General features: G+C 65.6%; 11 protein-coding genes. 7 read left to right on the forward strand and 4 right to left on the reverse strand.

Annotated elements, in window-relative coordinates; all coding sequences use genetic code 11:
• On the forward strand, nucleotides 1-241 hold a 241-nt coding region (locus tag ACLP25_RS04565; protein WP_442468042.1), incomplete at its 5' end, for a hypothetical protein.
• 423 nt (nucleotides 242-664) lie between these two features.
• On the opposite strand, the gene ACLP25_RS04570 is transcribed toward ACLP25_RS04565, so the two are convergent.
• The gene (locus ACLP25_RS04570; protein ID WP_442468043.1) at nucleotides 665-1,750 is read right to left on the reverse strand and encodes a tyrosine-type recombinase/integrase; all 1,086 of its coding nucleotides are present in this window, start codon (nucleotides 1,748-1,750) and stop codon (nucleotides 665-667) included.
• 8 nt (nucleotides 1,751-1,758) lie between these two features.
• Nucleotides 1,759-2,004 (reverse strand): helix-turn-helix transcriptional regulator, encoded by a 246-nt coding sequence (locus tag ACLP25_RS04575; protein ID WP_442468044.1) that lies wholly within the window; start codon nucleotides 2,002-2,004, stop codon nucleotides 1,759-1,761.
• On the opposite strand from ACLP25_RS04575, the gene ACLP25_RS04580 reads away from it, so the two are divergent.
• The 5 genes from ACLP25_RS04580 (at nucleotide 1,993) to ACLP25_RS04600 (ending at nucleotide 8,080) form a co-directional block, all read left to right on the forward strand.
• Nucleotides 1,993-2,349: a molybdopterin dinucleotide binding domain-containing protein gene (locus ACLP25_RS04580; protein WP_442468045.1), complete on the forward strand. Its 357-nt coding sequence runs from the start codon at nucleotides 1,993-1,995 to the stop codon at nucleotides 2,347-2,349. The genes ACLP25_RS04575 and ACLP25_RS04580 overlap by 12 nt on opposite strands.
• An 89-nt stretch (nucleotides 2,350-2,438) precedes the next feature.
• Nucleotides 2,439-2,951, forward strand: a complete 513-nt coding sequence (mobB, locus tag ACLP25_RS04585) for a molybdopterin-guanine dinucleotide biosynthesis protein B (protein ID WP_442468046.1) — start codon at nucleotides 2,439-2,441, stop codon at nucleotides 2,949-2,951.
• A gap of 506 nt (nucleotides 2,952-3,457) precedes the next feature.
• Nucleotides 3,458-6,346 carry a molybdopterin-dependent oxidoreductase gene (locus ACLP25_RS04590; RefSeq protein ID WP_442468047.1) on the forward strand — a complete coding sequence of 963 codons (2,889 nt, stop codon included), beginning with the start codon at nucleotides 3,458-3,460 and terminating at the stop codon, nucleotides 6,344-6,346.
• A 22-nt stretch (nucleotides 6,347-6,368) separates the two neighbouring features.
• The gene (locus ACLP25_RS04595) at nucleotides 6,369-7,205 is read left to right on the forward strand and encodes a 4Fe-4S dicluster domain-containing protein (RefSeq protein ID WP_442468048.1); all 837 of its coding nucleotides are present in this window, start codon (nucleotides 6,369-6,371) and stop codon (nucleotides 7,203-7,205) included.
• Between the two features lie 14 nt (nucleotides 7,206-7,219).
• Complete coding sequence (locus ACLP25_RS04600; RefSeq protein ID WP_442468049.1) at nucleotides 7,220-8,080, forward strand: enoyl-CoA hydratase/isomerase family protein; 861 nt, start codon at nucleotides 7,220-7,222, stop codon at nucleotides 8,078-8,080.
• A gap of 43 nt (nucleotides 8,081-8,123) precedes the next feature.
• Here ACLP25_RS04600 and ACLP25_RS04605 read toward each other — a convergent pair whose 3' ends face one another.
• Nucleotides 8,124-9,578: an aldehyde dehydrogenase family protein gene (locus ACLP25_RS04605; RefSeq protein ID WP_442468050.1), complete on the reverse strand. Its 1,455-nt coding sequence runs from the start codon at nucleotides 9,576-9,578 to the stop codon at nucleotides 8,124-8,126.
• Here ACLP25_RS04605 and ACLP25_RS04610 point away from each other — a divergent pair.
• Nucleotides 9,577-10,080, forward strand: a complete 504-nt coding sequence (locus ACLP25_RS04610; RefSeq protein ID WP_442468051.1) for a hypothetical protein — start codon at nucleotides 9,577-9,579, stop codon at nucleotides 10,078-10,080. The two genes, ACLP25_RS04605 and ACLP25_RS04610, sit on opposite strands and share 2 nt — an antisense overlap.
• On the opposite strand, the gene ACLP25_RS04615 is transcribed toward ACLP25_RS04610, so the two are convergent.
• Complete coding sequence (locus tag ACLP25_RS04615) at nucleotides 10,044-10,889, reverse strand: NAD(P)-dependent oxidoreductase (RefSeq protein ID WP_442468052.1); 846 nt, start codon at nucleotides 10,887-10,889, stop codon at nucleotides 10,044-10,046. The two genes, ACLP25_RS04610 and ACLP25_RS04615, sit on opposite strands and share 37 nt — an antisense overlap.
• Between the last annotated feature and the right edge of the window lie 314 nt (nucleotides 10,890-11,203).

An 11,203-nucleotide genomic window follows, 5' to 3' on the forward strand; every position in this document is an offset into this window, starting at 1 on the left:
CAAAATGAATACGTTGACAACCACCGTGATGGCTCTCGCATTATCTTTGTGCACTCCTGTAGCCGTCTACGCGAACGACAGCGCCACAAAAGTTCATCACTCTCATGTCTATCAGCGCGTCGCACACGCTGCGATCCCGAACAACGCGATAGCGCTTTCTCCTACCCTCGCCCGCGAGCCGGAGACCGATGGCCTCAGCCGCAATCGCGAAGAATGCAACATGGGCTGCATTGACAACTGACGCGAAAACGGAAAGCACGCGCCCTTCCGACGAGAACACGTGAGCCGACGCAAAAACAGCGGGCAGTGAGTGATCGCCACGCCCGCTGTTAGGACCAAATAGTCCTCTTTGTCGAAAAGAATAAACGGCCGGTCCGCCCGACTGTCATTCGGCCCGCCTGAGAATGTCGGCGACTTTGCGTTGCGGCCCACGTTCAGGAGAATATCGATGGTCGGCTTAGCGTAGGATTCCGCCCCCTCCCGCAAACGACCCCAGGAACTGCGCCAAAGAATCCTCGACGCCATCGAGGAGGCCAACCGCGATCCCGTCGTTCACACTTGGACCTATAGAATCGGTCAGGCCGCGTGATATGAGTCGATCCTTGGAAGCGATGTACTAGTTGAGGGTGGGACACCCGAGCGGGTGCCGGTGGGACACTCTTGTTCAGCCATCGTTCGCGATGATCAGGTGCATCGCGGAGCCAGCGATCTTGGGCTGGTTCGCCTCGTCGACGTAATGGACGGCTTGTTTGGCGGTCGCCCAACCGAAAATCGCCATCAGTTGCGGCACGGTCGCACCGTTCTCGGCGGCGAAAGTCGCCCCGGCGCGGCGCAGCCCGTGGGCGGTGCAGTGCGTCAAACCGGCCTCGTCGCAGCGGTCGCGGAACCAGCCGCCGAAGCCGTTCGCGGTGAAGGGAACGCCGTATTCCGTCTCCAAGAACGCCCTGACGCCGAGGGGGCTGGCGTCGAGCACCTTCTGCAACACGTCCAGCAGGGGCAGGCGCAGGGTCTTGCGGGTCGTCGTGCTGGTCTTCTGCGGGATGAAGGTGATCCGACCGTCCTTGACGTGCTGCGGCCCGAGCGCGACGGCGTCGGAGCGGCGCATGCCTGTATACGCCATCAGCGCCATGGCGAGGCGGGACTTGGAACCGAGCGGATGCCTTGCCTCGAATTGGAGGAACTCCTCCAGCGTCCAGGTGTGGAACGTCTTCCGGTCGTAATCGGCCGCCTTGACCGCCGCCGCCGGATTGGTCTTGGCCCATTTGGATCGCTCTTCGCAGGCCCAGCCGAACATGGCGCGGAGCCACTTGACTCGGTTGTTCGCCGCACCGGGCTTGTCTTTCTTGCGGTCGCGCAGCAGGCGGACATGGTCGGGGGTGAACTGGTCGAGCGGGCAATCGCGGAACCTGTAGGATGAGCCGGGCTTGGTGGTCTCGTTAAGGCACGACTCCAAGATCAGATGGCGCACGCGCTGCTCTCGCGGAGCTAACTTCTTGAAGACGAACGACTGCTCGTATTCGGCGACCAGCCACCCGAGTGTCCCGGTCTTGATGGTGGGGGTCTCGGCCTCCTTCCTGCCGGCGGTTAGGCGATCGAGGGCCGCCTGGTATTCGGCCAGGAAGGTAGGAGAGCCAGGCTGCGCCCGGATGCGCTCCTTGCGGAACTTGCCGGCGACTTTCGTGCGCGCATAGAGCCGCACGTTGCCGTGGCGGTCGACGTCTTGGACGAGATAGGGAAGGTCGAATTGCATTCCCGGCCTCAGGCGCAATCCTTCCATGGATTGCTGGACCCCGGATCATCCCCGTCATTGGGCAATTCGGCAAAGGCTTTCTCGACCTTTGCGCGCATCCAGACCTTGCGGCTATTGATCAGCTTCGGCGGAGGCATCCGGCCGTCCTTGACCATTTGGTCGAACAGGACGGGGCTGATCCCCACATACTCCGCCGCCACGACCCTTGAGAGGCCGACCCGCTCATAAGCGGGGATGATGTAATGCTTCGCCATATCGACTGGATCAATCCGAAGGACGCCGCCGCGCGCGGGATCAGCGACGCCGACGTCGTGCGCGTGTTCAACGATCGCGGCCAGATTCTCGCTGGCGCCAAGGTGACGGAGGCGATGCGTCCGGGCATGATCCGGGTCAACGAGGGCGGCTGGTATGATCCGCTCGAGCCCGGCAAGCCTGGAACCTTGTGCAAGTACGGCGACGTCAACAATCTGAGCATGGACATCGGCACGTCCAAGCTCGGCCAGTGCAACTGCGGCCATTCGATTGTCGGCGAAGTCGAGGAGTATACTGGCCCCGCGGTCACGGTCGACGTCTTCACGGCGCCGAAATCCGCCGTCTGACCGAGAAACCGGAGCGCGGGCGCAACGCCCGGCGCTCCGGCCGGGAGGGAGGCTTCTCCCTCCCGAACGCCTTCGACGCGAGCTTGCCCATGCGAATGATCGGACTTGTCGGACGCAGCGGGTCGGGAAAAACGACGCTGATCGCCTCGCTGCTGCCCACCCTGCGAAGGCGCGGGCTGACGGTCTCCACCATCAAGCACGCGCACCACGGCTTCGACCTCGATCGTCCCGGCAAAGACTCGTTCGTCCATCGGGAGGCGGGTGCGAAGGAGGTCATGCTCGTTTCCGACTCGCGCTGGGCGCTCATGCACGAGATCCGCAATGCGCCGCAGCCGGCGCTCGAAGACCTCGTCGCGCGGCTTGCGCCTGTCGATCTCGTTCTCATCGAGGGGTTCCATACCCACCGTCATGCGGCCATCGAAGTGCACCGTCCGAGCGAGGGCCACGACTTGATGTGGCGGGAGGTGTCCGACATCATCGCCGTGGCCAGCGACGAAAGCCTGCCGGCTCTGGCGATCCCCGTCCTCAACTTGAACGACACGGAGGCGATTGCCGACTTCGTGCTGGCGAAGGCTGAAAATTATGTTCCTGCCCGGACTTGACGCGCCGCGAGGAAACGCCGGGACGATCCCCGCAGCGCAACGGATGATCGATCCGTACGGAGTGAGGGCGGCGGTAGCGGCTTCGCTCAATCAGCAACATTGTCGTGGCGCCGCTTGAATCCGACCCGTGCGCCAACAGCGCACCCGCCTTGCTCGATTCGACGGCTGGGGTCAGCGAGAACAAGTGCGGGTTCAGGTCGTTCTTTTCCGGCGCGATCCGCAGGCCGCGCAGATGCTCGGTCGCCACCCTAGGCGAAACTTTCGACGAATGGCGCATGAACCTCTTGAAATTTGACAGGGATTGATCTATAGGCTGTCAGAAAAACTGACGTATGCGTCAACTTTGATGCAGCGGTCAGGACGCCGCGCCGGCTCGGGCGACGCCATTTGGCCAATTACGGGAGGATGCGATGAGGTTGGCAGTCACGCTATTCGCCATTGTCCAGGTCCTTCGCGTCACCGCGAGGCGTTTCCCCGAATTTCGGGCCCGAATCGGGGAAAAGAACATGGTCGCTCAGCTCAAGCTGATGGACGGTTCGGTCGCCCGCTGGATCGAGTTCCGCGACGGCAGGATTCTGTCCGGCGCCGGCCTTCACCCCAAGCCGGACGTCGCGCTGGCGTTCAAGTCCAAGGCCGTCGCGCTGAAGATGCTGTCGCCGAAACAGGACTTCCTGTTCAACATCGACGCCGTCAAGAATTTCAAGACCGTCATGACGGGACCCGACGCGCTGCTGTCGTGGCTGACCGGCACTATCAGCATGTCCCAGACGATCGGTTGCAAGTACGGCGAGGATCAGGGCGACGGCGTCACCCGCTACACCAACAACACAAACGGCGGCCCGGTCCACGTCTACGTCAAGAACGACAAGATCCTCCGCATGACCCCGATCGAGTTTGGCGCCGAGGACGCCCCCACATGGGCGATCGAAGCCCGCGACCGCGCCTTCCAGCCGCCGCGCAAGACCTCGCTCGCTCCCTACGGGCTCGCTTCCAAGTCCCTCGTCTACAGCAAGGAGCGGCTGCTCTATCCGATGAAGCGGGTCGATTTCGCCCCCAATGGCGCCCGCAACCCGCAGAACCGCGGCGTCTCGGGTTACGAGCGAATCAGCTGGGACGAGGCGCTTGACATCGTCGCCGCCGAGATCAAGCGGTTGAAGCGCGAGTGCGGGCCGGGCGCGATCGCGGTCAGCCATGGCTCGCATCACAGCTGGGGCAACGTCGGCTACTACCTCAGCGCCTTGTTCCGGTTCTTCAATTTGGTCGGCTTCACCCGGGTGATGCACAACCCTGACAGCTGGGAGGGATGGTACTGGGGGGCGACGCACCATTGGGGCCATACGATGCGGCTCGGCATTGGCGAGACGTTCGGCCAGGTCGAGGACGCGCTCAAGAACTGTGAATTGATGGTGTTCTGGTCGAGCGACCCAGAAACGACCGCCGGGGTCTACGCCGCGTTCGACGGCACGGTGCGGCGGCTCTGGGCCAAGGACCTGGGGATCAAGTTCGTCCACATCGACCCGTACTGGAACCACACCGCGGCTCTGCTCGGCGGCAAGTGGATCGCGCCGCGACCGACCACCGACCCGGCGCTCGCCCAGGCGATCTGCCACGTCTGGATCGAGGAGGGCCTCTACGACAAGGAGTTCGTCAAGACCCGCACCACCGGCTTCGACGAATGGGCCGCCTACATCATGGGCCGGGAGGACGGAACGCCGAAGACGCCGGAATGGGCCGAGAAGGAGACAGGAGTTCCGGCCCGCGACATCCGCGCGCTCGCCCGCGAATGGGGACGGAGCAAGACCTATCTCGGCGCGGGGGGCGCGGGCAACGGCGTCGGCGGCGCCTGCCGCTCGGCCACCGGCGCCCAGTGGGCGCGGATGATGGTCATCCTTATGGCCATGCAGGGGCTCGGCCGCCCGGGGGTGAACTTCGGCAACATGCAGATCGGGGCGCCGCTCGACTTCAACTTCTGGTTCCCCGGCTACGCCGACGGCGGCATCTCAGGCGACCTGCAGTGGACCGGCGACGCCCCGAACACCTATCAGCGCATCCCCCACGTGCTGACCATGAACCCCTGCAAGCAGATGATCCCGCGGCAGTTCCTGCCGGAGGCGATCATCAACGGCGAGGTGGTCGGCTACCCCACGGATCCCATGTCGATCCGTAATCAGTTCATACCGTTCACCTACCCGCTGCCCGGCCATTCCCGAATCCAGATGCTCTACAAGTACGGCGGGGCGTCGATCGGCACGATGACCGAGTCGAACCGCTGGATCCGGATGTACCAGTCCGAAAACCTGCCCTTCGTCGTCAGTCAGTCAATCTGGCTCGAAGGCGAAACCAAGTTTGCCGACGTAATCCTGCCCGCCTGCACTAATTTCGAGCGCTGGGACATCGGCGAATGGGCGGGCTGCGGCGGCTACGGCTACATGTTCCCGAGCCAGCTCAACCACCGCGTCGTCGTGATGCAGCACCCCTGTATCAAGCCGCTCGGCGAATCCAGGTCCGACTTCGAGATCTTCCGCGATCTCGCCACCCGGTTGGGACTGGGCGTGGCGTTCACCGAGGGATCGAGCGAGCTCGACTGGTGCAAGCGCATCTTCGAGGGCTCGGACGTCTCGAAATACATCAGCTGGAAGAAGTTCCTGCGGAAAGGCTACTACGTCGTGCCGGCCGAGCAGGAGGCGCTGCGCGCGCCCACGTCGTACCGCTGGTACTATGAGGGCCGCAAGAAGGACGTTCCCGAGCCGTTCCCGCTGCCCGGCGACTATTCGGGACAGTGGCTCGAGGGAATGCAGCCGCAAAGCGGCAAGATCGAGTTCATCCCCGAAAGCCTGAAGGCGTTTGAGGACCCAGAACGGCCGGCGCTCAACCGCTACATCCCCAGCTGGGAGGGCGGAACGGCCGCGGAGCCGGCCGGCAAGCACCCGATCCAGCTGGTGTCGCCCCATATCCGCTACAGCTTCCACACGTTCGGCGACGGCAAGGACTCGACCATCAACGACATCGCCGAGCATCGCCGACTGATCGACGGACATTATTACCTCGTCTGCCGCCTAAGCGTGGCGGACGCCCGCGAGCGCGGCGTTCGCGACGGCGACCTGATCCGCCTGTTCAACGACCGCGCCGAGGTCATCTGCGCGGCCGAGGTTTCGAGCCGGCTCCGCCAAGGAGTGGCCCACGCCTACCAGGCTTCGGCCGTTTACGCGCCCCTAGGTCAGCCGGGCAGGTCGCCCGACCGCGGCGGCTGCGTCAACCTTCTCACCCCCAGCCGGTCGCAAAGCGCCAAGGCCACCAGCATGGCGCCCAATTCCTGTCTGATCCAGATCGAACGCTGGACGGGCGCGCTGAAGCCCGCCGTAGCCGGAGCGGCTGCGACGGCGAGCGCGGCCTAGAGCCAATCGGGAGGGAAACGATATGACCAAGTGGAACATGATCGTCGACGTGGCCAAGTGCGAGAATTGCCGCAACTGCTTTCTGGCGGTCAAGGACGAGCATGTCGGCAACGATTTTCCCCGCTACGCCGCGCCCCAGCCGCTGCACGGACATCAGTGGATCGACATCAGGCGGCGCGAGCGGGGGGAATACCCCATGGTGGACGCGCATTACCTGCCGGTGATGTGCAACCAATGCGACGACGCGCCCTGCATCGCCGCCGGCCGCAACGACGCCGTCTACAAACGCCCCGATGGCATCGTCATCATCGACCCGGAAAAAGCCAAGGGACAGAAGGAGGTCGTCCACTCGTGCCCCTACGGCGAGATCTTCTGGAACGAGGATCTGAAGCTTCCGCAGAAATGGATCTTCGACGCCCACCTCCTGGACAAGGGCTGGACGCAGACCCGGGCCGAGCAGGCGTGCCCGACCGGGGCGCTGAAATCCGTCAAGTGCAGCGACGAGCAGATGGCGGAGCTGGCCAAGGCCCAGAGCCTGGTCGTGCTGCTTCCCGAGGCGAAGACGCGACCGCGCGTGTACTATAAGAACTATCACCTCTATGGCAAGTGCTTCCTCGGCGGAACCGTGGTCACCCGCCGGGACGGACGCGAGGACTGCGTCGCCGGCGCCCGGGTCGGCCTCAATCGCCAGGGCGCGACCATCGCTTCGACCGAGACCGACGTCTTCGGCGAATTCCGCTTCGACGGCCTCGATCTCGACAGCGGCCGTTACGACGTCACGGTCGAGGCTGCCGGCCGGACCGCCAGGGCCACGGCCGAGCTGGGACAGAGCGCCTACATCGGCGTCATCCAGATCTAGGGAGGGGCCTTCCCATGTCGCTGACCAAATTCGTTCCCACGCCGAAATTCGAAGAGTACCGGGAGCGGTTCAAGGAGTGCTACACCCTCGAGCGGCGCGCCGACGGCGTGCTGCTGGCCCGCGCGCATACGCAAGGCGGGCCGGTCAAGCTCAGCGTCGAGAACCACCGCTCCGTCAGCCAGTTGTTCAAGACTGTCGGCGCCGACCCCGAGAACGAGGTCTTCATCTTCTCGGGGACGGGGAACAACTTCATGATGGAGGTCGACCCCGACGGGTTCCAGCTCGAGAAGGACGACGTCGCCCACTGGGCCTACGAATACGCCTACAAGGACGGGCGCGCCAACGTCAGAGCGCTGGTGGACGATCTCGAGGTTCCGACGATCGGCGTGCTGAACGGGCCTGGCGCGCATGTGGAATTGTGCCTGATGTGCGACCTTTCCATCTGCAGCGAGGACGCCATCATCTTCGACCCGCACTTCAACATCGGCTCGGTTCCCGGCGATGGCATCCACTGCTGCTTCCAGGAGCTGTTGGGGGTCAAGCGGGCGGCCTACGCGCTGCTGAGCGGCCAGGTCATCGACGCCAAGACCGCGCTGGAATGGGGCCTCGTCAACGAGGTCGTCCCCAGGGACAAGTTGATCGAACGCGCCTACACGCTCGCCGACCACGTCATGTCGCAGCCGCGCGCGGTGCGCCGCCTGACCGCCCAGATCCTGCGCCGCCCCTGGCGCAAGCGCGTCGCCGACGATCTGGACGGCGGGTTCGGGATCCAGATGTTCGCCCATCTCGCCAAGGGGAAGACCGTCCACACCGACGACAACGTGCGAGCGTCGCTGCGCTACGTTTTCCAGGGCCGCAAGACCCCCGTCGACTGACGTCCCCCGCGCGTTGGGGCGGCCCGCCCGGGCCGCCCTTTTTTCATTTGCGGATGTAGATTCCCTTCTCTTCCTGGAAGAAGCGGATGCCGCTCATTCCGGCTTCCGGCAGGCCGAAGCCGGACTGCTTCACGCCGCCGAACTCGACCTGGGGCTCCTTGTAGGCGGAGTGCAGGTTGACGTGGGTCAGCCCCGCCTCCGAATGCTCGACGAAGTGGAGCGCCTTGCCGACGTCGCGGGTATAGATCGACGACGACAGGCCGTAGGTCGTGTCGTTTGCGAACTGAAGCGCCTGCTCGTAGCTCGCGGCGCGGATCGCCGCCAGCACCGGACCGAACACCTCCGTCCGCGCAAGGTCCATGTCGTCTCGGACATTGTCGACCACGGCCGGCTCGATGAAGCAGCCGTGCTCGAGCCCCGGCGCGAGGCTGCGCTCGCCGCCGGTCAGGAATTCGGCGCCCTGCCGGCGCGCCTGAGCGATGTGACCCAGCACTGAGGTCAGCTGCTGGCGCCCCGCGACCGGCCCAATGGTGGCGTCGTCCCGGTCGCCGGGCCCGAGCGCGAGGGCCCGCACCCGGGCGAGCACGCGCTCGATGAGGGCGTCGGCGACGCTCCTCTCCACCACGAGCCGGCTGGTCGCGGTGCACCACTGCCCGGCGCACGAGAACGCCCCGATCACGGCGTCCTCGGCGGCGAGATCGAGGTCGGCGTCGGCCAGCACCACCATCGGATTCTTGCCGCCCATTTCAAGCTGGGTGCGGGTGAAGTTGTCGGCCGCTGCGCGGGCGATCCGCCGCCCAACCTCGGTCGAACCGGTGAAGGTCACCGCGCGCACCAGCGGGTGCGCGACGAGCGCCTCCGACAGCTCGGCGCCCGACCCGGTCACGAACTGGAGCGCGCCGGGCGGAAGGCCGGCCTCGAGCAGGATGTGGACCACGATCTCGCCCACCGCCGGCGTCTGGCTCGCCGGCTTGAGCACGGCGGCGTTGCCGGCCATAAGGGCCGGTCCGAGCTTGCGGAACGGAACGTTGAACGGGAAATTCCACGGGATGATGGCCGAAACCACTCCGATCGGCTCGCGCCGGGAGTAGGCCATCACGCCGGCGCGGTAGCCGTCGCCGACCCGGCCGAACTGGCGCTCGCCCTCCCCGATCTGGTATTCGAGCTCCAGGGCGGCGGCGTCGACCTCGGCGAGGGACTCCTTCAGGAGCTTGCCGTTCTCGAGCGTGACGACGGCGGCGATCTCGCGGCGGCGTTCTCGGATGATTTGCGCCGCGCGGCGCATGATACCGGCCTTCTCCACCAGGGGCCGCGCCCGCCACGCAGGGAAGGCGCCGGCCGCCGCCTCGACCGCCGCCGCCGCGTCCACCTTGGTTGACAACGGATATTCGTGGCAGACCTGCCTCAGGTCGGCGGGATTGTGGACGGCGAACGTTCGACCGGAATCCGAGTCGCGCCAGCGGCCGTCGACAAAGTTCTGACAGCGACGGGCGAACATGCCTTCCTCCCGGGAAACTCGCGTCTCAAGCGCCGAAGTGGAACGACGCGGCGAAGAGCCCGCCGGCGACGACGATGAGCAGCAGGAAGAAGACGATGTCGGCGACCGCCATGATCGGCGTGGACCTGATCACCGCTCCGCCCGTCCAGATCACGGTTGCGCCCATCATGGTCAGCGGCAGGGAATTGAGCGCCCATTGGCCGAACGGCAGACGGTTCAGCACGAGCGCGACGAGGATGCAGACGACCGACCAAAGGAAGGCGTGGGCGTGCGCGGTGCCCCGCGCGCCGAAACCGTCGACCCGCGTGTTGTAGCCGGCGAGGTCTCCGGCGCGTGCGGCGGCGGCGAGCGCCTCTCGATGACGGATGTGCCCGCCGCCGAGTGCGAGCCCCAGCAGCGCCGCGACGATCATCCAGCAAAATCCGAAAGTAAGCAGCAGATCCGCCATCGTTCCCTCCCGAGGGTTCAGTTGAGGCCGGCTTTCCGCCGGGTGATTTCGTAGGTGGCGCTCCAGTCGGTTTCGGCCATGCCGTCCGCGACCGCCTCGTCCATTTTCCGGCGGGCGATCTCGCCGATCTCGAGCGGGACGCCGAGCTCGCCGGCCGCGGCCAGCATGAGCTTCACGTCCTTGAGGCCGGCGGCCATGGCGAAGCCGCCGCGGCCGGCGAAGTCGCGCCGGCCGATCTTTTCGGCGTACATCTTCAGCGCCGGATGGCCCATCGCCTCGACAAGGAATCCCTGCAGCGGCGCGAGCGGGACGCCGGACCTGTCGGCGAAGGCGTAGACCTCGCCCATCGCCTCGATGATCGACACCATCATGTAGTTGATCGCGAGCTTGAGCGCGTTGGCCGCGCCGTGACGCTCGCCGATGGGCATGACCATCCGCGAATAGCTTCGGCAGACCGGCGTCACGCGTTCGATCGCGGCCGCGTCCCCGGCCAGGATCGAGAGCAAGTCGCCGGCCGCGGCGGCGTCCGGCCGGCCGACCACCGGGCCCGCCACGTAGAGGCTGCCGGCGGCGGCATGGATGCGGGCCAGCTCGTCGGCGCACCCCGGCGACACCGTGGTGACGCCAAGGTGGATGGCGCCCGGTTTCATCGCGGCAAGCACGTTCGAACGGACCATCGCCAGGACCGAGGCGTCGTCCATCAGCGAGGTGATAACGACATCGGCGTCGCGGACGGCGTCGGCCGGATCGGTGGCCGCCCGCGCGCCGGCGGCGACGAGGGGAGCCATCTTCTCGCGTGTTCGGTTGAACACCGCGAGGTCGAACCCGGCCTTGGCGATGCAGCCGGCCATCCCGCTGCCCATGTTTCCCAGCCCGATGAATGCAACCTTCATCGCCGTCCTCCCTGAAGCCAATCTTCGCCTAGGAGCGAACTGCCGTCGCCCGAGTATTGACTACCATATCAATTTTGATAAGATAGACGCAGGGCGCCGGTTCCGGCGACGACCTTGAGATGAAGTACATGGAATTCGAGACGCTGCAAGTGGAAGCGGTATCGGCGAGGCGCGCCGCGGCCGAGGCGGCCACCGAGGCGGTGATCTGCGAACAACGGGCCGCCCAGTCTTTCATCCGGTTCCTGCGCTTTGCCGGCGAGGTTGCCGACGTGGTGAAGCGCGAG

This window comes from Roseiarcus sp., assembly GCF_052145395.1.
Classification (GTDB): Bacteria; Pseudomonadota; Alphaproteobacteria; order Rhizobiales; family Beijerinckiaceae; genus Roseiarcus.